This window comes from Thiomonas sp. (assembly GCF_054608695.1).
This window is the reverse complement of sequence record NZ_JBTRXV010000023.1, coordinates 24,473-49,138: the sequence shown is the minus strand read 5'-3', so window position 1 is coordinate 49,138 and position 24,666 is coordinate 24,473. Positions and strand designations below refer to the sequence as shown.

At 63.3% G+C, this 24,666-nt stretch carries 24 protein-coding genes and 5 pseudogenes; 17 read left to right on the top strand and 12 right to left on the bottom strand.

Annotation, left to right across the window (positions count from 1 at the left end; translation table 11 throughout):
- From ACYCUK_RS10190 to ACYCUK_RS10145, 10 genes and pseudogenes are all read left to right on the top strand, one after another.
- Positions 1-434, top strand: a pseudogene (locus tag ACYCUK_RS10190) (P-type conjugative transfer protein TrbL); the annotation flags it as partial.
- Positions 435-446: 12 nt separating this feature from the next.
- Positions 447-1,154 (top strand): conjugal transfer protein TrbF, encoded by a 708-nt coding sequence (gene trbF / locus ACYCUK_RS10185; RefSeq protein WP_461594655.1) that lies wholly within the window; start codon positions 447-449, stop codon positions 1,152-1,154.
- Entirely contained in the window at positions 1,151-2,155 is a 1,005-nt protein-coding gene (gene trbG / locus ACYCUK_RS10180) for a P-type conjugative transfer protein TrbG (RefSeq protein ID WP_461594654.1), read from the top strand. The genes trbF and trbG overlap by 4 nt, the downstream gene beginning before the upstream one ends.
- On the top strand, positions 2,142-3,437 hold the full coding sequence (locus ACYCUK_RS10175) for a TraB/TrbI/VirB10 family type IV secretion system protein (protein ID WP_461594653.1): 1,296 nt from the start codon (positions 2,142-2,144) through the stop codon (positions 3,435-3,437). The genes trbG and ACYCUK_RS10175 overlap by 14 nt, the downstream gene beginning before the upstream one ends.
- Positions 3,434-3,700, top strand: a complete 267-nt coding sequence (locus ACYCUK_RS10170) for a DUF2274 domain-containing protein (protein ID WP_461594652.1) — start codon at positions 3,434-3,436, stop codon at positions 3,698-3,700. Before ACYCUK_RS10175 ends, ACYCUK_RS10170 begins: the two co-directional genes overlap by 4 nt.
- Positions 3,701-3,719: 19 nt before the next feature.
- Positions 3,720-3,944 (top strand): annotated as a pseudogene (locus tag ACYCUK_RS10165) (integrase core domain-containing protein); the annotation flags it as partial.
- Between the two features lie 177 nt (positions 3,945-4,121).
- A complete protein-coding gene (locus ACYCUK_RS10160) occupies positions 4,122-5,357 on the top strand; it encodes a DUF2130 domain-containing protein (protein ID WP_461594651.1) in 1,236 nt (411 codons plus the stop codon).
- A 94-nt stretch (positions 5,358-5,451) separates the two neighbouring features.
- The gene (locus ACYCUK_RS10155; RefSeq protein WP_461594650.1) at positions 5,452-6,702 is read left to right on the top strand and encodes an SIR2 family protein; all 1,251 of its coding nucleotides are present in this window, start codon (positions 5,452-5,454) and stop codon (positions 6,700-6,702) included.
- A complete protein-coding gene (locus tag ACYCUK_RS10150; RefSeq protein ID WP_461594649.1) occupies positions 6,653-8,590 on the top strand; it encodes an ATP-binding protein in 1,938 nt (645 codons plus the stop codon). The genes ACYCUK_RS10155 and ACYCUK_RS10150 overlap by 50 nt, the downstream gene beginning before the upstream one ends.
- A 23-nt stretch (positions 8,591-8,613) precedes the next feature.
- On the top strand, positions 8,614-8,823 hold the full coding sequence (locus tag ACYCUK_RS10145) for a KTSC domain-containing protein (RefSeq protein WP_461594648.1): 210 nt from the start codon (positions 8,614-8,616) through the stop codon (positions 8,821-8,823).
- A gap of 23 nt (positions 8,824-8,846) precedes the next feature.
- Here ACYCUK_RS10145 and ACYCUK_RS10140 read toward each other — a convergent pair whose 3' ends face one another.
- Complete coding sequence (locus tag ACYCUK_RS10140) at positions 8,847-9,836, bottom strand: hypothetical protein (protein WP_461594658.1); 990 nt, start codon at positions 9,834-9,836, stop codon at positions 8,847-8,849.
- Between ACYCUK_RS10140 and ACYCUK_RS10135 the strand changes: the two are divergent.
- A pseudogene (locus ACYCUK_RS10135) lies at positions 9,784-10,760 on the top strand (IS1595 family transposase). The gene ACYCUK_RS10140 and the pseudogene ACYCUK_RS10135 sit on opposite strands and share 53 nt — an antisense overlap.
- A gap of 9 nt (positions 10,761-10,769) precedes the next feature.
- On the opposite strand, the gene ACYCUK_RS10130 reads toward ACYCUK_RS10135, so the two are convergent.
- The 5 genes from ACYCUK_RS10130 to ACYCUK_RS10110 all read right to left on the bottom strand — a co-directional run bounded on the left by ACYCUK_RS10130 (position 10,770) and on the right by ACYCUK_RS10110 (position 14,611).
- Positions 10,770-11,078: a hypothetical protein gene (locus ACYCUK_RS10130; protein ID WP_461594647.1), complete on the bottom strand. Its 309-nt coding sequence runs from the start codon at positions 11,076-11,078 to the stop codon at positions 10,770-10,772.
- A 125-nt stretch (positions 11,079-11,203) separates the two neighbouring features.
- On the bottom strand, positions 11,204-12,118 hold the full coding sequence (locus ACYCUK_RS10125; protein ID WP_461594646.1) for a nucleotidyl transferase AbiEii/AbiGii toxin family protein: 915 nt from the start codon (positions 12,116-12,118) through the stop codon (positions 11,204-11,206).
- Positions 12,115-12,852 carry a type IV toxin-antitoxin system AbiEi family antitoxin domain-containing protein gene (locus tag ACYCUK_RS10120; protein ID WP_461594645.1) on the bottom strand — a complete coding sequence of 246 codons (738 nt, stop codon included), beginning with the start codon at positions 12,850-12,852 and terminating at the stop codon, positions 12,115-12,117. Before ACYCUK_RS10120 ends, ACYCUK_RS10125 begins: the two co-directional genes overlap by 4 nt.
- Positions 12,853-12,993: 141 nt before the next feature.
- A complete protein-coding gene (locus tag ACYCUK_RS10115; protein ID WP_461594644.1) occupies positions 12,994-14,022 on the bottom strand; it encodes a nucleotidyl transferase AbiEii/AbiGii toxin family protein in 1,029 nt (342 codons plus the stop codon).
- Complete coding sequence (locus tag ACYCUK_RS10110; protein WP_461594643.1) at positions 14,015-14,611, bottom strand: DUF6088 family protein; 597 nt, start codon at positions 14,609-14,611, stop codon at positions 14,015-14,017. Before ACYCUK_RS10110 ends, ACYCUK_RS10115 begins: the two co-directional genes overlap by 8 nt.
- 289 nt (positions 14,612-14,900) lie before the next feature.
- Between ACYCUK_RS10110 and ACYCUK_RS10105 the strand changes: the two are divergent.
- The 3 genes and pseudogenes from ACYCUK_RS10105 to ACYCUK_RS10095 all read left to right on the top strand — a co-directional run.
- Positions 14,901-15,670: pseudogene (locus ACYCUK_RS10105) on the top strand (site-specific integrase); the annotation flags it as partial.
- Positions 15,671-15,811: a hypothetical protein gene (locus tag ACYCUK_RS10100; RefSeq protein ID WP_461594657.1), complete on the top strand. Its 141-nt coding sequence runs from the start codon at positions 15,671-15,673 to the stop codon at positions 15,809-15,811. It begins immediately after the preceding pseudogene.
- Positions 15,808-16,923: an IS91 family transposase gene (locus ACYCUK_RS10095; protein WP_461594642.1), complete on the top strand. Its 1,116-nt coding sequence runs from the start codon at positions 15,808-15,810 to the stop codon at positions 16,921-16,923. Before ACYCUK_RS10100 ends, ACYCUK_RS10095 begins: the two co-directional genes overlap by 4 nt.
- A gap of 284 nt (positions 16,924-17,207) precedes the next feature.
- Here ACYCUK_RS10095 and ACYCUK_RS10090 read toward each other — a convergent pair whose 3' ends face one another.
- On the bottom strand, positions 17,208-17,882 hold the full coding sequence (locus tag ACYCUK_RS10090; RefSeq protein ID WP_461594641.1) for a M23 family metallopeptidase: 675 nt from the start codon (positions 17,880-17,882) through the stop codon (positions 17,208-17,210).
- A gap of 86 nt (positions 17,883-17,968) precedes the next feature.
- Positions 17,969-18,337 (bottom strand): alpha/beta fold hydrolase, encoded by a 369-nt coding sequence (locus tag ACYCUK_RS10085; RefSeq protein WP_461594640.1) that lies wholly within the window; start codon positions 18,335-18,337, stop codon positions 17,969-17,971.
- A gap of 177 nt (positions 18,338-18,514) precedes the next feature.
- Here ACYCUK_RS10085 and ACYCUK_RS10080 point away from each other — a divergent pair, with 177 nt between their 5' ends.
- The 3 genes from ACYCUK_RS10080 to ACYCUK_RS10070 all read left to right on the top strand — a co-directional run bounded on the left by ACYCUK_RS10080 (position 18,515) and on the right by ACYCUK_RS10070 (position 20,545).
- On the top strand, positions 18,515-18,826 hold the full coding sequence (locus tag ACYCUK_RS10080) for a hypothetical protein (RefSeq protein ID WP_461594639.1): 312 nt from the start codon (positions 18,515-18,517) through the stop codon (positions 18,824-18,826).
- Positions 18,827-18,836: 10 nt separating this feature from the next.
- A complete protein-coding gene (gene tadA, locus ACYCUK_RS10075; RefSeq protein WP_461594638.1) occupies positions 18,837-19,478 on the top strand; it encodes a tRNA adenosine(34) deaminase TadA in 642 nt (213 codons plus the stop codon).
- A gap of 119 nt (positions 19,479-19,597) precedes the next feature.
- Positions 19,598-20,545, top strand: a complete 948-nt coding sequence (locus ACYCUK_RS10070; protein WP_461594637.1) for an LD-carboxypeptidase — start codon at positions 19,598-19,600, stop codon at positions 20,543-20,545.
- 32 nt (positions 20,546-20,577) lie between these two features.
- Here the strand turns inward: ACYCUK_RS10070 and ACYCUK_RS10065 are convergent.
- The 4 genes and pseudogenes from ACYCUK_RS10065 to ACYCUK_RS10050 all read right to left on the bottom strand — a co-directional run.
- Positions 20,578-21,484: pseudogene (locus tag ACYCUK_RS10065) on the bottom strand (NADPH:quinone oxidoreductase family protein); the annotation flags it as partial.
- On the bottom strand, positions 21,481-22,365 hold the full coding sequence (locus ACYCUK_RS10060) for an SDR family NAD(P)-dependent oxidoreductase (protein WP_461594636.1): 885 nt from the start codon (positions 22,363-22,365) through the stop codon (positions 21,481-21,483). The gene ACYCUK_RS10060 and the pseudogene ACYCUK_RS10065, both read right to left, overlap by 4 nt.
- 38 nt (positions 22,366-22,403) lie before the next feature.
- The gene (locus ACYCUK_RS10055; protein ID WP_461594635.1) at positions 22,404-23,522 is read right to left on the bottom strand and encodes a zinc-binding dehydrogenase; all 1,119 of its coding nucleotides are present in this window, start codon (positions 23,520-23,522) and stop codon (positions 22,404-22,406) included.
- A 19-nt stretch (positions 23,523-23,541) separates the two neighbouring features.
- Positions 23,542-24,666 (bottom strand): acyl-CoA dehydrogenase family protein, encoded by a 1,125-nt coding sequence (locus tag ACYCUK_RS10050; RefSeq protein ID WP_461594634.1) that lies wholly within the window; start codon positions 24,664-24,666, stop codon positions 23,542-23,544.

The window sequence follows — 24,666 nt, the reverse complement described above, 5'->3', positions numbered from 1 at the left end:
CCGGCACGGCACGTTCGGCCAGCAGCATCGCGCACGGTGCCACCTCGGCGTATCGCGCTGGTGCGGCCGCCTCCGGTGCCGGCGGCGTGCGGTCGGTCGGGGCCGGTGTCGCCAACGTCGCGCGCCGTGGCGTGCAGGCCGCGGGTCAACGTGTGGCCGCTGGCGCTCGCGCGGTCAAGGATCGTACGGCCTCGGCGGTCGGTGCCGCGCCCACGGCGACCACAGCGACCACAGGCCGTGGCGGGGCAGAGGCCCCATCACCCCCATCCGGCGCGTCATCCGACGCCTCCGTGCAAGCGCCCGACTGGGCGCAACGCCTGCAGCGCAGGCAGCGCCTCGCCCAGGGTGCCTCGACCGCCGCCCACGTGCTGCGCTCGGCCGATTACGGCGGGGGCGGCGCCGGTCCCAGCCTGCGCGATTCCTCCAACGAGTAAGGGAGACGAGCGATGCGCTTCAAACGACCCTGGGTGCGCTACAGCGACACGCCGCCGCCCGCCACCCCATACCAAGCCGCCGCGCAGGTGTGGGACGAGCGCCTGGGCAGCGCGCGCGTGCAGGCCGGGAACTGGCGGCTGATGGCGTTCGGATGCCTGCTGCTGGCCGTCTTGATGGCGGCGGGCCTGGTATGGCGAGCCGGGCAATCCCTGGTCACGCCCTATGTGGTGGAGGTCGATCACCTCGGCCAGGTGCGTGCCGTCGGTGCAGCGGCCACGCCGTACAAGCCGAGCGATGCGCAGATCGCCTACCACCTGGCGCGCTTCATCACCGACGTGCGCTCGCTGTCGATCGATCCGGTCGTGGTGCGGCAGAACTGGCTCGAAGCCTATGGCTACACCACCGACCGGGGCGCCGCGACCCTGAACGACGATGCGCGTGCCCACGATCCGTTCGCCCACGTCGGCCAGGATTCCGTGTCGGTCGAGGTGACCAGCGTCGTGCGCGTGAGCGCCGCCTCGTTCCAGGTGCGCTGGATCGAACACCACTACGCGAACGGCACGCCCACCGGCACCGAGCACTGGACGGCGGTGCTTTCGCTCGTCGTGCAGCCGCCGCACACCGCCGCGCAACTGCGCCGCAACCCGCTGGGCATCTACATCAACGGCCTGTCCTGGAGCCGGGACTTCGACGCCTCCGAAGGAGCGAAGACACCATGAAGCCATCCATCCCATTCCTCGCGCTGCTGTCGCTGGCGGCGCTCGCCGGCTGCGCCACGTCCGGCAAACCGCCACCGGCCATCTCGCTGGATCAACCGGTCGAGGCGGAACCGCTGCCGGCGCTGCCCGAACCGGTCGAGGTGGTCGTGGTCCCGAAGCCCCTGCCGCTGCCCGGCCAGTTGAAGCCGCTGCCCGATGCGTCCGATACGAAACCGGCGCCGAAGCCGGCCAGCGTGCGGACGCGGGTCGAGCAGGCCAACGCCGAGGCACGCATGGCGCCGACGCGCGAAGGCTACGTCAATGCGATCCAGGTCTGGCCGTATTCGGACGGGGCCTTATACGAGGTCTATACCCGTCCGGGACGCGTGACAGTAATCGCGCTGCAGCAAGGGGAGCAACTGGTGACGGTCGCCGCCGGCGACACGGTGCGCTGGATCGTCGGCGATACCACGAGCGGCAGCGGCGCGGACCGCCGCGTCAACGTGATGGTGAAGCCCACGCGGGTGGGCCTGAAGACCAACCTCGTCGTCACCACCAACCGCCGCACCTATCTGCTCGAACTCACGTCCACCGACAAGACCTGGATGGCGTCGGTGTCGTGGGATTACCCAAGGGACCAGTTGCTGGCGCTGCAGGCCCAGGCGCAGGCGGCCGACGCGGCGGCGCCGGTCGCCACCGGCCTGGCGCTGGACACGCTGCGGTTCCGCTATGCGATCACCGGCGACCATCCGCCGTGGCAGCCGGTGCGGGCGTTCGATGACGGCAGGCACGTCTACATCCAGTTCCCGGCGGGCATCGCGCAAGGCGAATTGCCGCCGCTCTTCGTGGTCGGGCCGAACGGCCAAGGCGAGCTGGTGAACTACCGCTTCCATGCGCCCTACGACATCGTCGACCGGTTGTTCGGGGCGGCCGAGCTGCGGCTGGGCGGCAAGAAGGCGGCGGTGGTGCGCATCGAGCGCACCGATGGCGTTGCGGCAGGAGCCGGTCATGGGCGCGACTGAGCGCGAACCCCTGGCGGCGCCCAAGGTCGATCCCGACAGCGTGGCATTGCGTGCGTCGCCGCGTCCCGTGATGCGCTTGAACCGCCGCACGCTGGCGATGACGGCGGGTGTGCTGGCACTCGCCATTGCCGGCGCGTCGATGTGGGCGCTGCAGTCGCAGACCCGCCGGCATGGCGCCGACCAGCGCGAGCTGTACAACGTCGATCGCGTGGCCAAGACCGACGATCTGGACCGGCTGCCGGCCGATTACGCGAAGCTCGTGCCCAAGCCGACGCCTGCAGCCGCACCGGCGGCCAGCGTGCCGGCACTGGGACCGCCGATGCCGGGCGACTGGGGCGCGGCCGGGCGCCATGCGGCATCCGATCCCGGCCCATCCACGGGGACGATCGATCGTCAGCGCGATGCCGACGCCGCAGCGCGGTCGTCGGTGTTCTTCCGTACCGGCAGGGACGGCGCATTCGGCGACACCACGACGGGCACGGTCGCCCAGGCATCGCCGCCGCCGGCCGTGCAAGACGCTCGGGCAGGCCCGTTCGATCCGGCGGGTGCCGAGCCGTCGTCGACGGCGGCGTCGCCCAACGATCCGACCGCGATCCAGAATCGCCAGGACCAGAAGGAAGCCTTCCTCGCGAAGGCGGGCGATACCGCCACACGCAACCGTGGCGGCCTGCGGGCGCCGGCGTCGCCCTACATGGTGATGGCCGGCACCATCATCCCGGCGGCGCTGGTGACCGGCATCAATTCCGATCTGCCGGGTCAGGTGATCGCCGAGGTCACGCAGCCGGTCTACGACACGGCGACCGGCCGGTATCTGCTGATCCCGCAGGGCTCGCGCCTGATCGGGCGCTACGACAGCCAGGTGGCGTTCGGGCAGCGCCGCGTGCTGCTGGTCTGGACGCGGCTGATCCTGCCGGACACGTCCTCGATCGCGCTCGACAAGCTGCCCGGCATCGATCCGGCCGGCTATGCCGGATTGGACGATGGCGTTGACTGGCACTGGAGCCGCATCCTGGCCGGCGCCGCGCTGTCCACGCTGCTGGGCGTCAGCTCGGAACTGGCCGTCTCGAACCAGGGCGGCGCCAACGGCAACGTCGTGATCGCCCTGCGCGACAGCGCGCAGAACACAACCAACCAGGTCGGGCAGGAAATCACGCGGCGCAACCTGAGCATCCAGCCGACGCTGACCGTTCGGCCGGGTTTTGCGATGGAGGTCATGGTGAACAAGGATCTGGTGCTGCGGCCGTACCGGCCGCTGTTCTTCCAGCGAGGAACATCACCGTGAGCGCGTCTGCCCACAAGCTGCGGCTCGGGCCGCTGCCCAGGACCGAGAGCGTGAAGCTCACCTTCGCCTGCACCGCGGCGCTCAAGGCTGAGCTGGAGCGCTACGCGGCGATGCACGCGCAGGCCTATGGCGAAGCGGTCGACGCCGTCGCGCTGATCCCGCACATGCTGGAGGCGTTCATGGCGCGGGATCGGGGATTTAGGCGGAGGCAGGGCGGCGATAGATCGCTTCGCGAGGCCCCTGAGAATGCAGTTCCAAAGTGAACAAGGTGCCACCCAGTGGCTGCGCCGGATCGAGCCGGGCAAGCCCAACCAGAACGCCTACATCGAATCGTTCAACGGCCGACTGCGCGGCGAGTGCCTGAACGAACACTGATTTACCAGTCTGGCCCACGCCCGTGCCGTCATCGAGGCGTGGCGGAGGAAATACACCGAGGAGCGATCGACGAGAAGTCTCGGCGGGCTGACGCCCGCCACCCAAGCGGCTACGATGACACCCGGACTCTAAAGCCAACCGCTACTCAAGGCTGGGGGCGTTGACGTCAAGCCAACTCTCCGTCGTCAAAAGTGAGGCGCACTTCCAAGAGCAGGGCTCGGATATCGAGAGCCCAAGCGGCGTTTGCAGGGGAAGATACCAATGACAGACCCAACAATCATTTGCCCGAATTGCAAGACGGAAATTCGGTTGACTGAATCGCTCGCGGCTCCGCTGATTGCCGCGACGCGTCAACAGTACGAGCAGCAACTTCTGCAAAAGGATGAAGAGGTTTCCAAACGCGAACAGAGCATTCGCGAGAAGGAAAAACAGATCGCAGAGGCAAAGCGCACTCTTGACGATCAGGTCGCCGATCAAGTTGCGGCGCAGTTGAAGACTGAACGCGCACGCGTCATGACCGAAGAAGCCAAAAAGGCGAAGCTCGCCAGCGCGGCAGAGCTTGACGCTAAGGCGCGTGAGCTGGTGGAACTGCAGGAGGTACTGAAGGCGCGTGACGAAAAATTGGCCGAAGCGCAGAAGGCGCAGGCCGATCTGATCAAAAAGCAGCGGGAGCTGGACGATGCCAAGCGCGAGTTGGAACTCACGGTCGAAAAGCGGGTACAGGACGGCCTAAGTGAAGTTCGCGCCGCGGCGAAGCGCGAAGCCGAAGATGGTTTGAAGCTCAATGTGATGGAGAAAGACCAGACCATCGCGTCGATGCAGCAGAAGATCGAAGAGCTCAAGCAGAAGGCCGAGCAGGGTTCCCAGCAGTTGCAAGGCGAAGTGCAGGAGATGGATCTTGAAAATCTGCTGCGCGTGAAGTTTCCATTGGACTCCATCGAGCCCGTCGCGAAAGGCGAGTTTGGCGGCGATGTACTGCAGAGGGTGATCAGCCAGACTGGCCAGCAAAGCGGGGCCATCCTCTGGGAGTCGAAGCGCACCAAAAACTGGAGCGACGGCTGGCTGACCAAGCTGCGTGATGATCAACGAACCGCCAAGGCTGAAATATCGATTCTCGTGAGCCAGGTTCTTCCGAAGGGCGTCGAAACCTTTGACGTGATTGATGGTGTCTGGGTGACCAGTCCACGGGCGGCGCTGGCAGTGGCCACCGTAATGCGCCATTCGCTGCTGCAGGTGAGTATGGCCCGGCAGGTCAGCGAAGGACAGCAGACCAAGACAGAGATGGTGTACCAATACCTGACCGGCCCACGGTTTCGGCATCGCGTGGAAGCGATCGTGGAGGCCTTCTCGTCCATGAAGGAAGACTTGGACAAGGAACGCAAAGTCATCATGAAGCAATGGGCCAAACGCGACGAGCAAATCGAGCGTGTCATGGGCGCCACTGTCGGCATGTATGGTGACCTGCAGGGCATAGCGGGGAAGACACTGCAGGAGATTGAAGGCTTGAGCTTGGTAGCGTTGCCGGGGCCGAGCGAAGAAAATTAAGGAAGCTTAAACCGTGACCACAAACCCAAGCGCAAGCACTGCTCCAGTTGCCTCACCCGCCGCTGCCGCTGTACCAACGTCATCGGTAATCCCGTTGCCCGCGCTCCACGACGCGGCGCAGCAAGCAAGAAATCTGCGGCAGGTGCTTCAAGATGACAAGCAGCGTATTGGCTGTTTCCTTGGCGCAGGCTGCCCTCTTGGAATCTACGATGCTGCCGGTAACAGCAGCATTGTGCTGATCCCGGCCGTGGTGGAACTGACGAAGCGTGTCGCCGCCGGGCTATTGGCAAGCGACAATGCTCCGGGGTCCACATCGAAATTCAAGGCAAATTGGGATGGGTTGTGTGTCGAATGCAAACCTGCGGATGACAAAGATCCAACCGTTGAAGACGTGCTGACAGAGCTGCGCACTCTGGCGAACCGCCGCGGAAGTGCGGAAATCTTGGGGATGACGAAGAAGGACTTGAGCGACCTCGATGACAAAGTCTGTGCGCTGATCGCAACTGAGATGCGTAAGCTGCTACCCGAGTACCGCAGTTCATACAACCGTTTCGCATCGTGGATTGGTGGCATTCACCGTGAGTTTCCTGCGGAAATATTTACGCCCAACTACGACCTGCTTTTTGAACAAGCGCTTGAACGGCACCCGCTACCGCACTTCGATGGTTTTGTTGGTTCGCGCGAGCCATGGTTCGACTTGGCGTCGATCGAGCACGACGCCATTCCGGCTAGGTGGACGAGGCTGTGGAAGCTCCACGGCTCTATAAATTGGGAGAAGAGCGAAGAGACCGTGAACGGGACAAAGATCACGCGCGTTGTTCGCGTCACGCGTGAGGCTGCGGAGGGCAAGGTGATGATCTTTCCATCGCACCTCAAGTACGACCAAAGCCGCCGCATGCCATACCTCGCAATGCTCGACCGGCTCAGAGCTTTTTTCCACGGGGAGGATGCTCCCAGGCTGGTTGTGTGCGGTTATTCCTTTCTCGACGATCATCTCAATGAGGTTTTGCTTGACGGATTGCGGGGCAATCGCAAAGCTCAATGCTTCGCGCTGATGTATTCGGGTCTTGAACAACATCCGAGGGTTGTGGACTACGCGATAAGACAGAGCAATCTCACGGTTCTTGCTCGGGACGGGGCTGTCGTAGGAACTCGCGCGGGGCGGTATCGGTCCGGAACCATTGGCGGCGACGAGCATACGCCGTGGCTGATTGAGGAAGCTGTAGCCGGGTGCGATCCCAAAGAGCTGCAACCGCGCTGCCGTCTCGGAGATTTTCACTACTTCGGCCTTTTCCTTGAACAACTTTACGGCGGAAGCAATCATGATGCACAGCCCACCGTCTAATCCCGACCCTGCACGGCTTGGTACCGTCGAGGATGTCAACGGATCGAGCGTTAGTGTGAAGCTCGCGGAGAGCACACCGGGCGGACTTCTATTCGTTAACGGCGAGGCATATCGTGTCGGACAAGTCGGAGGATTTGTCCGCATCCCATCTGGATATGTAGACCTCTACGGTGTCATCTCACAGGTCGGCGCCGGTGCCGCCCCTGGGCCGCCGGAGCTTGCTCCTCAGTTCGGCAATAGATGGCTCAGGGTCGAACTCGTCGGCCAAGGACGGCGAGGGACGAAGTTCGAACGCGGCATTTCGCAGTACCCCTCCATCGGCGATTCAGTCCATGTCGTGACCGAATCGGACTTGAGAACCGTATACGCCCCTGGTGACGAGGATGGGTATGTAGCTGTCGGGCGTGTTGCCAGCGCCGAGTCGATCCGCGCATATCTAGATCTGAATCGTTTGGTCAGCCGCCACTCGGCGGTAGTCGGAAGCACCGGGGCTGGCAAATCCAATGCAGTTGCCAACCTGCTTGGTGCCGTATCTGACCGAACGCGCTTCAAGTCGGCGCGCGTCGTATTGTTTGATCTCCACGGCGAGTACGCGAAGGCGTTTGGCGGTCTCGCCAAAGTGTTTAGGGTCGGGGCAGATGCCAAGGCCGGAGAGCGGGAACTTCATGTCCCATTTTGGGCGCTTACGGCAGAGGAGCTCATTTCGCTGGCCATGGGCCCTGCGTCCGGGACGCCCCTGACGTTGCTGCAGGAGAGGCTGTTGTCCAGCAAAAGGGCTTCCAAGGCGGGCGGTGTCCCCCATGGCTTATCTGATCTCGCCGTCACGGTCGATACACCATTGCCGTTCTCGGTGTATCAGCTCTGGCATGATTTGTACTCACTGCATTGCTCGACCCACAGCGTCAGCAAGAATCAAAACCAGACTGAGGCGACGCGAACATATATCCAGGAAGGCTTGCCTGCGGCAAATGCGGTTGGCGATTCCGACAAGCTTGATCGTCCTCGGTTTCGCCCGCTCAAGGACGTAAAGGACGATCCTGACAAGGTGTATGCAGGACTCTATGGCGACTTGCCTCGCGCGCATCTCGATGTTTTGGAGAGCAAGCTCCGTGATCCCCGCATGCAATTTCTCTTTCGCCCCGGTGAGTGGGCGGTTGCGAAAGATGGCACCACAAAATCCGATCTTGATGCACTGCTCGCTGCGTGGATAGGAGCGGACGCCCCCATTTCCGTTTTCGATTTGTCGGGAATTCCCACTGCCGTCGTCGACGACCTCGTTGGAGCTGTTCTGCGAATTCTGTATGACGCGGTTTTTTGGGGGAGATTGAAGCAAGAAGGTGGTCGAGAGAGACCGCTACTTGTCGTTCTGGAAGAAGCACACGTGTATCTTGGCGCTCAGTCAAAGAGCCGTGCGGCGACTGCGGCACGGCGCATCGCGAAAGAGGGCCGGAAATATGGTGTCGGGCTGATGCTAGTCAGTCAGCGCCCCTCGGAAGTCGACACGACCATCCTTTCGCAGTGCGGCACGGTCGTCGCCCTGCGCCTAACCAATGACTTGGATCGCGCCCAAGTGACCTCGTGTGCATCGGACAACCTCAAAGGTTTGTTCTCAATGCTCCCGATTCTTCGCACCGGCGAAGCGCTGATCGTGGGTGAGGCGGTTAACATGCCGATACGTGCAATCATTGACCGTCCCCCAGAAGGCCAGCGGCCTGATAGCGACGATCCCGTGGTCGTTGTACCAAGGGGAGTTGACGGGAAGCGCTTAAGGAGCGGCGGTTGGACTGAGCCGGTACAGGATGAAGACTACAAGCCCCTGGTCGAGGCTTGGCGTAAGCAAGATCCAAATGCTGGTCATACAACACCACCAGCGGGGCCAGAAGTCTAATTTACAACCGACGGAGACGCACCATGGAACGCACGCCAGTTACCTCAACTGACATCCGCGCAATCGGCTATGACGCGGATAGTCAGACCCTTGAAATTGAGTTCAACAGTGGATCTGTGTACGACTACGCAGGCGTATCTCAGGGTGAATATGACGGGTTCATGGGTGCCAACTCTAAGGGAAAGTATTTCCATGCCAACATCAAAAATCGGTACTCGTTTGTGAAGCTTTGATCCTGCGACGGATTGAAGCCGATTCAGCGGCGCAGCATGTCCAGAATATCGGGAATGCCTGCTGCCACCTCGCAGGAGTAGCGTTTGTCGAGGGCAATGTTCTTCGCGGTAAGCATCGCCTTCAGCGGACGCTCGGTCAGGAACATGTCGCAGTAGGCCAGCGCCGCCGCCGCATGGTGAAAGTCATAAAAGTCGTTGGCTTCCAGTTGCCGCCCCTTGTTCCACCGCACGGCAGCATGTAAGCAGGTGTTGATATGCAAAGTCCGCAAGGCATCCTTGACCTCTTCCTTCTTGAACGCTGAGTTCAAGAAGGCCTTCCATTCGCGCACGTAAGCCGCCCATTCGTCGCCTTCGCGGGGCAGCGGTTTTCTGATCGCCAGTTCAGCAATTTCGCGGACGATGTCGGCGGCCTCGTCCGCAAAGAGGTCGATGACACCGCGGATCTCGATGGAGTACGTCTGCTGATAGCTGCGCAGTTCGTCCGCATGCTGCGCATTGCCGGTGTTGAGCTGAGCCGCGAGAGACTGGAAGCGGCTCCCGTCCGGAGGCATGTTGTCGCCGATCGTGGCGACCATCTCAGCCAGTGGAATAATAGTCCACATGTGATCGAAAAACGCCTTCTGTAGCGCCAGTTCGATCGCAATATCGAAGCCTGTCTGCGCCGGATGCGCCCAGCCCAGGACATAACTCAGCTTCGACCACACCAGGTGCTGAGGCCGCGGCAGATTCCGCTGCCCGCCGCTGGCGTAGATGAAGTTCTGCAACTCCATGATGACGCGTGCATCGAACGGAATCAGGGCAACTCCAAGACTCAGCTCATCGATAAGCTGCGCGGTCGCCTGCCGTGTGTTCACATCCCTCTGCTTGACCTGATTCGCCCCGAACCTCAGCCTGTCGTCGCGTGATTTGCGACGGCGCTGGAAGACGATGACGCCCTCTCCACCGCCGAGGGCACACGCCATGTCGATCAATCTCGTGCAGTTCCAGCAGGGCCTGTCGATGATGGAGTTCATGCAGCTGTACGGCACCGAAGCCAAGGCCTACCGCGCCTTGTACCGGGCACGCTGGCCGCACGGCTTCCGCTGCCCGGCTTCCGCTGCCCGGCTTGCGATGACCGCCGGCGCTCGCGCTTTCGCCGCGGCCGGCAGGTGTACTACCAGTGCCGCGCATGTCGGCATCAGACGACCCTGCTCAGCGGGACGATCTTCGAGGCGACCAAGCTGCCGTTGCGCACCTGGCTGCTGGCCATCCACCTGCTGACCTCGACCAAGACCAACATGGCGGCGCTCGAGCTGATGCGGCATCTGGGCGTCAATTACAAAGCGGCTTGGCGCATCAAGCACAAGGTCATGCAGGCGATGGCCGTGCGCGAAGCACCGCGCCAGCTCTCGGGATTTGTGCAGATCGATGACGCCTACCTGGGCGGGGAGCGCAACGGCGGCAAGCCGGGGCGCGGCTCGGAGAACAAGCAGGCGTTCCTGATCGCGGTGGAGACCGACGCGACGCTTGAGCACCCGTTGCATGCGGTGATCGAGCCGGTGCGCAGCTTCGGCGACGACAGCACCAAGGACTGGTGCGCGCGCCATCTGGCGCCCGACGCCGAGGTCTTCAGCGATGGCTTGTTCTGCTTCCGTCGCTTCGCCGATGCCGGGCACGCGCATACAGTGCTGGAGACCGAGGGAGGGCGTGCCGCCTGTGAGGTGAAGGGCGCACGCTGGGTCAACGTGCTGCTGGGCAACGTCAAGCGTGCGATCAGCGGCAGCTACCACGCGATCCGGCAGGGCAAGTACGCGCGGCGCTATTTGGCCGAGGCGGCCTATCGTTTCAACCGTCGGTTTCGCCTGCGCGAGATGCTGCCGCGACTGGCGCGCGCGATGATGCTGTGCAAGCCTCATCCCGAGCCGACCTTGCGCTTGGCGAGCAACTTTCATGGCTGAGGAATAGCCCTAATCAGGCTGCTTGAACAGTTCAGCGAACGTGCTCTCGCTGATGGGGCAGAAGGCCTTGCCGACGGCGACGTTGGCGCGCAGCAGCGCCAGCAGTTCTAGTTTGTCTTCAGTCGCACGCACTCCGGTCGCGGCATCGCGCAGGATGATCCAAAACTTGGTGTCCAGATAGATGGCCTGCCGCGGTTCGAGTGCCTGGGCAAGGACAATCTGGCATCGGCGCACATGCTCGTCCAACGACACATCGGGAGAAGATCGATGGCGATCGATCGAGGAGCGCATGGAGGTCTCGCTTGCGGCTGGGCTCACGTATGCTCCCTCGTGCTTGGATACTTGGCCTTCAGCATGCCTCCTTCCAGCCATTCGCATAGGCTTTCAACCTGTGCAATTGCGGCTTCCTGGAGGAAGCACAGAACGTCCATGCGTAGGCTCTCCTAGGCCAGGCGCTTCGCAAGCGCGTCGACCTGCTCGGCGTGCTTCTTGGCGTTGATCTTCTGCAGTTGCCCGAGGTTGTGCAGCTTCCAGCGGATGCCGGGCAACTGATCGATGTGGGCGAATCCCAGCAGCGGCCATTCGGGCTGGTTGGCAACCAACGACAGCAAGAAGCGGCGTTCATTGGCGTCCAGCCCGGCTTGGAGTTCATGCACCATGCGTTCGCGCGTGGCCAGCAGTTCGGGCAATTCCACAGGGTCCGTGGTCATGCCTTTGAAGTTGCGTTCGTACTCTTGGTCAATGTTGCGCAGGATCGGGAAGAGGACTTCATGCACGGGCCGGTTGTGGCTGACCAGGTAGACGACGAACGCGCGCCGGATGCCCGGAGTGATTCCCTCATGCGCAAACAGTTGCATCACGTCGAATAGGTCGCGCGGATGCTGCCGATCCATAGCCGCGACCAGTTTGCCGCCGTACAAGTCCTCCAGTGAGACGACCGGAATCTCCAGGTCGGCCAGTAGCACGTCGCGCGCTCTGGGGGTCAGCGCAGCCGTGCGGACCGGATGGACGGTGCCACGCATCACGAAATTAACTTCGATCTTGACCTCGATGCCGCCGTGGCGTACCAGCAGCTTGGTCTCGCCGGCGTCTGCCGCGGCGAGCGAATGGGTCTGGAATCCCCGTTTGTTCAAGCGGTCGGCGGACTGACGGATGGCCTCGTTGATGCGTGCCAAGGCTTGATTGCGCGGCAGGCTGTGATCGGGAAAAACTAGGTCGAGATCGACCGACAGCCGCGGCATGTCGCGAATGAACAGATTGATCGCTGTGCCGCCTTTGAGTGCGAACGTGCCATCCACAAAGACGATTGGCGCTACCTGCGTCAGCAGGCGCGCAGTGTCGAGATAGACCTGATTCATGGCTTGAGCACCAGCAATCCATCTGAGGATCGGGACACCCAGGGACGGCCGCTGCCTGTGGGCAGCGTGGCCGGGTCAAGCTTGCTCATCCAAGGCAACGAGAGCTCTTTGCCCAACTGCAGACACAGCCGCACGGTCTTGACACTAGTGAAACGTTGCAGCAACTCGCACAGCACATCAGCACGCAGGCTGTAAGTTCCCTCCGTGAGTTCGCGTGCTTCTTGCAGCGACTGGCGAACGCCGACTTCACTCAGCACTTCCAGCAGAGCGCGCTCCGGAGCAGCGACCTGGGGGGCGCCGTTGCGCTTCTCGAATGGACCCGTGTGAAGTAGGGCGCCGCGCGGTTCTTCGAACAGGCGTTTGCGGTGATACTCGGCCGGAAACAGTTCGGTGAACCAGCCGGGCAGGCGCGCCGCCGCCCAGCCATACAGATGCAGGACGGGTTGCTGCGACAGATAATGGCGCACGCTGTACCAGTCGAGCGCCGACTTGCCACCGACATGCAGCCCCTCGATCTGGCGCTCCAGTAGAACGAGGCTCGGATGTAGCGCCAGCGTTTCGTTGGGCCGGTAGTACACCCCTCGCGCCAGCCGGGACAGCCAGCCGGCGCGCACGTAGTAGACGGCGAGGTCAGCGGAGATGCCGAGGGCGGCCAAGTCTTCTGACGTCAGTGGGGTTCCTGGCGCCAGCTTGGTGTAGAGGGAATTTAGCTTGCTTCGATTAGTCGTAGCCATACTACGATTGATACCATCTTTTCATGAGATTGCCAAGTTCTATTTGGTTCTCAGAGTCGTAGTATGGCTACGATAATTTAAAATATTCAAAATAGCCGGGTGCTGGGCCCACGCTGCCTTCCGAGCTTTTTTGGGGCGCTATTACGGCGACACGGCTGCCTCGTTCGCCCTGGCTTCGACTTCGGCGCAAGCCTGCATCAGTTGATCGAAGGGGAGTGCGTCGCCCACCATCACCTCGTCGGCCAGCATCGCTTCATAGTCGGCGGCGAGGGCTTCTCGCGCCTCACCCTCAGGGACGATTCTCAAATGCCCCTGGGTCGCCGACGCATAGTCGATGACCGCGCCACCGACATCCTTCTCAATGAAGAAGAAGGATTTGTGCTGCGCCACGGCAGCGGCGACAGCGCGATCCGTGATAACGCCGGCGAAATGCTGGCTGCGCGCGATGGCGGCCAAGTCATGCCAGTGCCGCGCATACCGTTCACCGCGGATGCGGCCTTGGGCACAGTACACGTGCGCTGCTGTGGCCTTTTCCCAGAAGGTTCGCGCCACACTCATGACCAGGGGCGAAGCCGTGGGAAATGACACGTCGGGCAGATGCCCGTCCATGTCGCAAACCACGGGCAGCACCTGATGTGGCTCGCCGGTGGCGCGCCCGCCGAACTCCAGCGCGACAACGGGCGGCACGTAGCCCGTGCCTTGCGCGAGCGCCGGGTAATGGAGAAGCAGCTTGTCGTTATCCTTGCCGCCGATTTCGACCTTGGCGTCTAGTCGATCGTGCGCCAGCGAGGCCTCGATGACTGGTTGCACGCTCGCTGCGATCCACTCGGGCAGGCGATGGCGTACAGCCTTGGTCCATCTGTCGGCCTGACTGCGGCTGGCCGGCAGATCGCCGTCGCCGCTGATCAAGTCTGCGATCAGCTTGCGGATGTCGTAGGTCAGATCGACATCCTCGGAGAAGCGGTCGATGATCTTGTAGACCTTGGATAAGGATGTGCCGCCCTTGAAGGTCAAGTCGGCGGCCAGCGGCGACTCGAATAGGGCACGCAGTGTCCACACCACCCACACATCCTTTTCGAGCAGGTGAGTGGGGCGTCCAGTTTCCGCACGGACTTGTTCCAGCGCTTCGCGCTGGTCGTCTTGACTGAGTGCAAAGAAGTATTCAGCCACGCGCTGCTTCCCTGCCGATCGCCTGGGCCATCCAGGACGGCAGAGCCGCACGGGCGGAGGTGAGGGCGCTCCATTCAGTGCGGGGAAGGGTGCGGCGCAGCGTGGCCAGCGACTCGCCGGCATGCGTAGGTCCCATCCAGGCCAAGGCACGTACTGCGGCACCGGCGGGTCCTATGCCCAAGGCCAGCATCCAGCGGGGCACATGCTTCACCAACACTTCCGAGCGCCCCAGCTTCAGCTTCCGGGTTCGGCCGGAGGTCAGGTAGACCTCGCGGATGGGAACCTGTTGCGTCAATCCCAGGGCGTTGGCGGCGTTGGCGCCATGTGGCGCGACGGTCTCACCGCTTTGCTCCGCCATTGCCTTCACGACCTTCTCTGGCGCGGGTGCGCGCGTGCCGAACCGGCTGGAGACCGGAGCGACATAGGTGCCTCGCGTCACACGCAGCAGCTTGCCGGCCTTGACTAGCCGGGAGAACGCCTGATCGACCGCGACCCGGCTTCCCAGGTGGAGGAATACCTTGGGCGACAGCACGCCTCCCTCGGGCAGGGATCGGGCGTGCAGCAGGATCGATTCGGGCAGCGTGTTCACGGGACACCTCTACAGGTAAGAATTGTACATCAGTTTCTGACATCAGGGAAACGGCAAGTATCCCGCCGCGCCGTTCAGGCGGGGCGAAGCCACCACAGTGAGAAGGCCCGGCAATCTATCGCAAAGTTAAGGGGCGCCGCGCTTTTGCGGCGTCCCGCTTGAACGCAGGGTTGGACGAAGCCGCTACGCGGAGTAGTCCACCCCAGCGCTGACACGACTTATTCTGCACTGGTCACCCCCTTCAATTCCGATGGGGTGATTCTGCAACATTTCGTGAGGACACAGCAGCATGAAGACCACCAGCAACACGGCTGATTTCGATCAGCGCTACCAAACCCACCTCAAGCACCTCAAGCTCAAAGGCCTGCAGCCCAAGACCATCGATGCGTATGCCCGCGCCATCCGGCGCATGGGCGAGTACTTCGACCACAAAATAGACAACCTGTCGCCAGCGCAACTCACCGACTACTTCAGCGACTTGATTGGCTCGCATTCCTGGAGCGCGGTCAAACTTGATCTGTATGGTTTCAAGTTCTACACCCTGCATGTTCTGGGCAAGCCCTGGGCCATGCCCAACTTCATCAAGCCGCCCAAGGTCCAGCGCTTGCCTGACATCGTCACCGTGGAAGAAGCACAAGCGCTGTTTTGTGCCACCCGCACGCTGAGCTACCGCGTGTTCTATTTCACCGTCTATAGCATGGGCTTGCGCCTGAGTGAGGGTCTGGCCTTGAAGGTGGGCGACATTGATGCGACGCGCCGACGCGTTCACGTTCGCGACTCCAAAGGCAACCGGGATCGGCTGGTTCCTCTGCCTGCAACCACCCTGTCCGTACTGCGCCGCTTTTGGCAAACGCACCGCAACCCCGTGCTGCTGTTTCCCAACCGCCAGGGCGGCCTGCAAGGTGCCCATCTGGCGCGCACACCGCTGGACCGCGGTGGTGTGCAAAAAACCCTGCACCAGGTGGCCATCGATTGCGGGCTAAAAAAAAGATCACACCCCACAGCCTTCGCCACAGCTATGCAACTCACCTGATCGAAGCCGGAGTTGACCTGCTTGAAGTGCAGAAGATTCTGGGCCACCACAGCATTTTGACCACCGCGCGCTATACCCACCTCACCAGCCACACCAACGATCAGGCCAGTGTTCGCATCGAGGCTTTGATGGCACGCTTCAGCCTCGACTGGCGAGGTGTCCAATGATCTCCCTTGCATCCATCATCGAGCGCTTCGAGGCCGACTATCTGGCGCAGTACCCCCAGTGTGCCCTGCGCAATCAGCGCCAGGCCCTGGTTGCCATGAAGCGCTGCCGCTCAACCCTGGCGCCGCGCATGCTGGCGCAGTGCGGCGACTGCGGCGAGCAGCGCACGGTGCCGCATTCTTGTGGCCATCGAAACTGTCCGCACTGCCAGCACCATGAGAGCCAACGCTGGATCGAGCGGCAAACGCAGCGACTGGTGCCGGGCAGTTACTTCCTCATCACCTTCACCTTGCCCGCCGAACTGCGGCCCCTGGCATGGCAGCATCAACGCATCTTCTACGGCGCGTTGATGGACTGCGCCTGGGCCACGCTGCACATGTTCAGCCAGAACCACAAGCAGTTGCAAGGCAGCCCCGGCGCGGTGGCGGTGCTGCACACGCATTCGCGCCAACTGGCGTTTCATCCGCATGTGCACCTGGCCATGCCCGCGGCGGTGCTGGATGCCGACAAGGGCTTGTGGCGCACCCTGCGCCGCAGCACCAAGGGCGATGGCTATCTGTTCAACCACAAGGCGCTGGCCACGGTGTTTCGCGCCAAGTTCATCGCAGCACTGCTTGAGGCCGGTTTGCCGCTACCGAGCGCTCTGCCACAGAAGTGGGTGGTGGATTGCAAGGCCGTGGGCAACGGTGAAAAAGCCTTGGTCTATCTGGGTCGCTACCTGTACCGGGGCGTGATTCAAGAGCGTGAGATCCTGCGGTGCGAGAACGGCTGCGTCACCTACCGCTGGCGCGACAGCAAGACAGGCAAGCTGGTGCAGCGCACCGTCAGCGGGGCCACCTTCTTGTGGCTGGTGCTGCAGCACGTGCTGCCCAAAGGCTTTCGGCGCTCGCGCAACTACGGTTTTTTGCATCCCAACAGCAAACGCCTGATCGCGCTGCTGCGCCTGCTGGTGTTCAAACAGTCCAACGCCCCAAGCGCGCCGCCCACTCAAACACCGCGCCCGCAATTGCTGTGCCGCTGCTGCGGCGCTGCGATGGTCATCGTGCGGCGGCGAATTTTGCCGTCCTTCACCGAGCCGCCGTGTGCACCACGGGAGCAAGACCTGAGCAGATAAGTCGCGCCACATTTGGCTAGCGCATCAGCGCCCGACGGGTGCTGTGGGTAGGCTCGCTCCAATGCGGTGAAACGCCAGCAGAGTGAATCAAAAAATGTGCCTCAGGGCACCGGGTGGTTGCTATTGACTGCCTGCATCATCGGACCGTTCGGTCTTTGATCAGCGCAAAGTCCGGCGCATCCGGAAAAACCAAAAAAGCTATTTGCAGTGCCGTCGAACCGGGCTCGTCCAACAACCGGTTTAGATCGCGGCTGCGCTTCGCTTGCGCGATCTAACCTTGTTCGTTATGCATTAAACCTCACAAACGTACCCACTTTTGGTACAGACGAAGTGTGCTTAACCCATCGCCCCTCTGCACTCAACAATTCGTAGCTACTAAATAAAAATTGAAGCACTTTTGATTCAAATGGGTTTTCCATTTGATCAAACAAATTGATATGAAGGTGGGGTGCGGTTGAGTTACCAGAGTTACCCACCATGCCTATCACTTCCCCCTGCCGCACATGCTGGCCTTCTTTGACTAAAATCGACTGATTCCTGAGGTGGGCGAGAAAGACGATATAGCCTTCCTTCGCTTGTATCATCACATGATTCCCGGCATTTGGCCTGATATCCAACCTGCCGTTTTCTTCTTTGGGCCGAAATTTGTAAGTCGCGTTGTACCATATCTGAATTGCTTTCCAGATATTGGTGTACTCGTGATCTTGCCATCCGTTTCCAACACGAATAACTTCTCCATCAATCGGTGCGTAAACTGGTTTGTTCCAGGAATAGAACTTATTTGACGATATTTGATTTACATAGAAACGCCACTTGGCCGCGTTATGAGACGACTTTCTTTTGTTATCCATCTGTACAAAGTCAAATGCATACGGATGGTGACCGGGAGGCCTTAAAAACTTCCATTCTCCTTCAAGTGGAGGATGAATTGAGATATCTCCCGTAGATGTCATAATCATTTACCGAAATGCATAACATTTGCGTTCAGCAGCGGCCCGTTTGCGGGACGTCCGCTGGAATGAAGGGGTGGGCGTCATCGCTACCGTCAGCGGTTCGACGTGTGCTGCAGTATCGCGGGGACGACCACGCCCCAGATTTCCCGAGGCGGCATCTCGTGGCCCATCCCCTCCAGCGGGAGTAACTGGGCGCCGGGGCTTTCCTTGGAAAGCGCCACTGCATGGCCATAGGGGAAGAGCGGATCGGGGGTGCCGTGCATTACAAGAGTCGGAGCGACGATCGCATCAAGGTGTGGCCGCAAAGGGGCGCCTCCGCCCCCGAGGATCCAGTGGTCCATCATGCTCGACTCGATGTTGAGGGTGCGATCGAAGACGCGGGCTGCGATTTCGCGCAGGCTTGCTTCGTCGAAGTGTAGAGCTCGATTACGGAACTGCACGAGAGTATCGCGAAGCTGCATCGACTCACAGTGCTGGGCCGCCCAAAAGTCTCGAAGTGAGGACAAGACCTGCGATCTTGGGTATCCTTGATGTTGATTGATGATGGTGTCGCCAGAGTCGCTTCCCCGCAAATCGCTCCATCTCCCGCGCCAGCAAAAGGTCCGCGGTTCTGACGGTAAAAGCGACGGTAAAGCCCCATGTCGATCGAAGCCAAATCCTTTAACCATGCGGGTTTGGAGATCTTGTTGATGATGGAGTGGGAACAAGCCATGCGCGCAGGATTCGGTTTGATCGGTTTGTTGCTGGCGCTGCTCATCGTCGCCTGGCTGGCCAAGACCGAGTTGGCACCACGGCCAGTCCCGCCGCAAGCAGGCAGCGCAACGGCATCCGCCCCGCAGGATCCGAGCATCAACACCCCGGTGCAAGGCGCGGCGGCGCTGGACCAGTTCAAGCAAAAGCTGAACCAGGCCTTGCAGACCAAGCCGGTGAACGCGCCTTCGTCGCCTTGAGCGCGCTGACATGACCACGGCGATGACCGAAGCCGGCGCGGCCGACATCGCGTTCATGCGCCTGGCGCTCGATCAGGCGCAGAACGCCTGGCTGCTGGGCGAGGTGCCGGTGGGCGCGGTGATCGTGCACGAGGGCAGGGTGATCGCCACGGGCTACAACCGGCCCATCGGCGACAGCGACCCCACGGCCCACGCGGAAATCATCGCCCTGCGCCAGGCCGCCAGCCTGCTCGGCAATTACCGCCTGCCGGGCTGCACCCTCTACGTCACGCTGGAGCCCTGCGCGATGTGCGCGATGGCGCTGATGCACGCGCGACTGGACCGTGTCGTGTTCGGCGCGCGCGACCCGAAAACGGGCGCCGCCGGCAGCGTGCTGAACTTGTTCGATGAACCGCGCCTGAACCACCATTGCGTTTTGCACGCCGATGTCGAGGCCGAGTCCTGCGCGCGCCTGCTGCAAGATTTTTTCCGTGAGCGCAGGAGCCAGTTGCGGCAAGCGCGCGAAGCCGTTGCCGTCGAGCTGGCCACGCCGGCCGGAGCCGGCGGCGGCGTGGTCAACGAGGATGCCGAGAACCGCGTGCACGCCACGGGGATCGACGTGCAGCACCTCGACGAAACCGGTGATCCAGCCGCGAGCCCTCCGCAGACTTAGCCTATTGCTATTTGCATGGCCTCTTTGCGGCGCCCGTCACCGCGGTCTTGGCGTAGCGCCGTTCCAGAGCCGTCAGGCCTGTTTCATCAACCACCTCACGTCCCTAGGCGATCTCCGACATGACTGCAACACCCGCCCCCAATCAAACCCCTGCACGCGGCCTGCTGCGCCTGATCTCCCCTTCTGGCGCGGTGCCCGAGCCGCAGCGCATCGAGCGCGCGGAGCAGCATTTGCAGGCACTCGGCTTTCGCGTGCAGCGTGACGCGCAGGCTTTGAGCCGCGTGCAGCGCTTTGCCGGCACCGATGCGCAACGCCTGCAGGCCATCCACCGTGCCGCGCGCAGCAAGGCGCAAGTGGTGCTGGCCACACGCGGCGGCTATGGCCTCGGCCGCATCCTGCACAAGCTGGACTACCCTTTGCTGGCCGAGGCCATGACCCAGCGCCGGCAATGCTGGGTGGGCCATAGCGATTTCACCGCGCTGCAACTGGCGGTGCTGGCGCAGACTGGCGCAGTCACCTACAGCGGACCGATGGCGGCTTACGACTTCGGCAGCGAGAAACTCGATGACATCACCGTGGACAGCTTTCTCGATGCGCTCGACGGCAGCCAGGAAGCCGTCGGTTTCACCTGCGACGACGCTCCGCGCGGGCTGGACGCCGCAGGCGTGTTGTGGGGCGGGAACTTGAGCCTGGTGGCCAGCCTGGTGGGTACGCCTTACCTACCCAAACAGCGCGGCGTGCTGTTTCTGGAAGACATTGCCGAGCAGCCCTACAGCGTGGAGCGCATGTTCACCCAGCTCTTGCATGCCGGTGTGTTGCAGCGGCAAAAAGCCGTGGTGCTGGGCGCGTTCACCGAGTACAAGCTCACCGCGCACGATGCCGGCTTCGACCTTGCCGCCGCCGTCGCCTGGCTGCGCGCCCAGCTTAAAACCGATGGGGTCCCGGTTATCACCGGCCTGCCGTTTGGCCATGTGCGCACCAAACTGACCTTGCCGCATGGCGCCAAGTGCCGGCTGGTGCGCGATGGGGGCGAAGCCTATCTCGTGTTTGCGCACGGACATGGTTGAGGCGTGGAGGGTTCTGGCGCCCATTTCAGATCCAGCGTGACCTGTTCGGTGATCTCCGGGCGCACGCTTGCGGCAGCGAACCACTGCAGCAATTGCCGCACATTGCTGGCATGTTGCTTCGGGTCGCGCTGCACCGCCTCGCCCCAGTACACGCCGAGAATCTGGCGCTCTTTCAGCAGCGCGAGGTTGAGAGCAATGCGGGGAATGTCACCCGCCGCGAAACCCACCACCAGGTAGCGGCCGCGCCAGGCGGTGGCGCGCAGCGCGGCTTCGGCGTAGGCGCCCGCCCACCGGGTCGAGCACCACGTCGGCGCCTTTGCCGTCGGTCAGCGCCAGCAGGCGTTGGCGCAGGTCTTCGCTGGCGTAGTCCAGCAACACATCGGCACCATGCTCCTGCGCAAGCTGCAGCTTGGCCTTGCTGGATGCCGCGGCGATCACCCGCGCGCCCATGGCCTTGGCGATGTCCACCGCAGCCAGGCCCACACCGCCACCAGCCCCGAGCACAGCCAGGGTCTCGCCGGGCTGCAACTGCGCCACGTCTTTCAGCGCGTGGATGGATGTGCCATAGGTCAGCATGAACGCCGCGCCTTGTTCGAAGCTCATGCCCGCAGGCAGCGGCATCACGCGGCGCGCATCCACCGCCGCGCAGCGCTCGGCCAGGCCGCCGTGGCCGGCGAAGGCGATGACGGCGTCGCCCGGCTTGTAGGCCGTCACGCCAGCGCCCGCTTGCAGGATGGTCCCGGCAAACTCGGCGCCGGGCGAAAAGGGCAGGGCCGGCTTGGTCTGGTAGAGGCCCTGGACGATGAGCGCATCGGGAAAGTTCAGCGCGCAGGCGCGCACCGCGATGACCACCTCGCCGGCTGCTGCCGTGGGATCAGGCGCGTCTTCCAGGCGCAGGGTGACGACCGGGCCATAGGCCGTGCACAGCAGGGCTTTCATCGGGACACCTCGGCTGCGGCGGGTGGAGTGGGTGAAGCTGGCGGCGTGGGCGGCGTGGGATTGCGGCCCTGCACCATGTCCTGGCAGCGCAGTTCCACCGCCTGCAGAATTTTGCGGTGCGGCGCGATGTAGAACTGCCCTTGCTCCACGGCAGAGAACGTGATGCGGGCGATGTCGTCGGGCGTGAGCTTGCCGGACTGCACCGCCTGGGCCATGCGCACCGCGTAGGCGGCCGATTGTGGCGACAGTTCGGGCTCGGCGCCGAAACGCGGCTGCCGGTGGCGCGCGCTCTGGTTGATGCCGGTGGGCACCCAGGCCGGGCACAGCACCGAAACGCCGACCTGCGATTTCTGCTCGGCAAGCTCCGCATACAAGGTTTCCGACAGTGTGACCACGCCATGCTTGCTCACGTTGTAGGCCGCCATGCCGGGGCTGGACACCAGGCCCGCGGCGGAGGCGGTGTTCACCACATGGCTGGGCTCGCCTTGCTGCTGCATGCGCGGCACGAAATGGCGAATGCCGTGGACCACGCTCATCAGGTTGACGCCCAGCACCCAGTCCCAGTCGGCGGTGCTGTGCTCGGTGGTGAGTCGGCTGCAGCCCACGCCGGCGTTGTTGAACAGCAGATGCACGGCGCCGAAACGGGCGAAGCTGGCATCGGCCAGGGCGGCCACATCGGCTTCGCGGCTGACGTCGGCGGCGCGCAACAGCAAGCGCTCCGGCGGCAGGCCGAGGCTGGCGGCGGCGTGTTGCAAGCGGTCGGCGTCGAGATCGGTCAACACCAGCTTCATGCCGCACCCGGCCGCCTGCCGCGCCAGGGCCAGGCCGATGCCACCGGCGGCACCGGTGATGACCGCAGTCTTGTCTTGAAAGTTCTGCACGGTGAATCCGTTAGAGAGTGTCAGGAAGGGCGTGCCGTTCAGGCTGGATCGAACACAATGACGCCGCGGGCATTGCGTCCGGCCTGCAGGTCGGCGAAGGCTTGCGCGGCTTGGTCCAGCCGATAGCGCTGGGTGATGAGTTCATCGAGCTTCAGGCGTCCGGCGCGGTACAGCGCAATGAGCCGGGGAAAGTCTTGTCGCGGCCGTGCCGAGCCGTAATAGCTGCCGGTGAGGGTTTTTTCCTCGAAGGTGAGGCTGGCGGTGCGCACGCTGGTGGTATCCGACTGGGCGGCCACGCCCACCACCACGGCCGTGCCGCCTTTGCGCAGGCTGCCATAGGCCTGCGCGGCGAGCGTGCCGAGACCGACGCATTCAAACGCATAGTCCACGCCGCCATCGCTCAGCCGTTTGATGGCCTTGACCACGTTGGGTTCGACGCTGGCATCCACGGTGTGGGTGGCGCCGAACAGGCGCGCGAATTCGAGCTTGTGGGCCATGGTGTCCACCGCGATGATGCTGGCGGCCCCGGCGATGGCGCAGCCCTGGATGGCGCTCAGGCCGACGCCGCCGCAGCCGAACACGGCCACGCTCGATCCGGCCTGCACGCGGGCGGTGTTGAACGCCGCGCCCACGCCGGTCATCACGCCGCAGGCAATCAGGCAGGCCGGCTCCAGCGGCATGGCGGCATCGATCTTCACCACGCTGTCGACGTGCAGCGTGGCGTATTCGGCCATCACGCCGCACCCGGAAAACACCGACAGCGGCTGGCCGGCAGCGTCGAACGTGCGCACCGTGCCGTCCGGCAGGGTGGTGAGCGCCCGGGCGGCCTGGTCGCACAGTTGCGGCCTGCCGGTCTGGCAATAGCGGCAATGCCCGCACATGCTGACGAAGGAGCTCACCACGGCATCGCCAACGGCGAGTTCAGTCGCGCCTTCGCCGACCTCGACCACGATTCCGGCGCCTTCATGCCCCAGCACCAGGGGCGGCGCCATGGGAATGGTGCCGTTGGTGGCCGAGAGATCGCTGTGGCACACGCCGCAGGCGGCGAGGCGGATGCTGACTTCGTTGCGGCGCGGTGGCTCGACGCGAATGGTCTCGACTTCAAAAGCGCGTTCCGGGCCACGGCAAACCACGGCGCGGGCTTGGCGTGCAGGCATGGGTGTTCTCCTGAAAGGGTCAGGCGGCGAGCAGGCCGCGGGCGACATGCTGCAACTGGGTGTCGCTGTCGCCCAGCCAGAGTTCGATGGTGGTCAGGCGCTTGAACCAGTGACTCACCTGCATCTCGTCGGTCATGCCCATGCCGCCATGCAATTGCACCGCCTGCTGCGAGACGAAGCGACAGGCCTGGCCGACGCGCGACTTGGCGGCGGCGAGCATGCGGGCGCGGTGCATGGCATCGTCGTGGGCGCAAACCTCGGCGGCGAGCAAAGCCATGGAGCGCGCCTGCTCCACCTCCATCCACATGTCCACGGCGCGGTGCTGCAGCACTTGAAAGCGGCCGATGGGCTGGCCGAATTGCTGGCGGGTGTTGAGATAGGCCACGGTGGCATCCAGAGTGGCCTGCAAAAGACCGACGCCCTCGGCGCACAGCGCCGCCAGCCACAAGGCGCGCAAGTCTTCGCCCATCGCCATGCCCCGGCCGGCCGGGTCGATGCGGGCGTCGGCTGCAAGCTGCACGCCATCCAGCTTCACGTCGGCGGCGCGCTGGGCGTCGAGCAGGGCATAGGGGCGCAGGCTGACGCCGCGGCTGCTTGTGGGCACGGCGAACCAGGCGACGGCCGCGTCGTCGGCGCGTGCCGACACCAGCAAGACCTCGGCGAATTGCGCTTGCAGCACCAGGGTCTTGGCACCGTCGAGCCGCCAGCCTTCGGCATGCCGCGTGGCCGTGGTGCGGGGCCGTTCGGCGTCGAAGCCGTCGCCCGGCTCGAACACCGCCGGGGTGGCGATAGCCTGGCCTGCGGCCATGCGCGGCAGCCAGGTTTGCGCGGCTGCGCTGCCCTCGCTGGCGGCGAGCAGTCGCGTGGCCAGCAGACTGCTTGTCAGCACCGGCTCCAGCGGCAGCGCGGGGGCCAGGGTCTGCAAGGCATGCAGGCCGTCCTGCAGGCTTGCGTTCAGGCCGCCGTGGGCTTCGGGCACGAGCAGGGCGGTGATGCCGAGTTCGGCCAGGGTGGCCCAGGCTTGCGGGCTGAAGCCTTTGCCGGCGGCCAGGGCGCGGCGTTGCTCGAAGCCGTAGTCGCGCTGGATGAAGCGGCGCAGCGCGTCGGCCAGTTGGCCTTGTTCATCGGTGGGTTGCCACTGCAT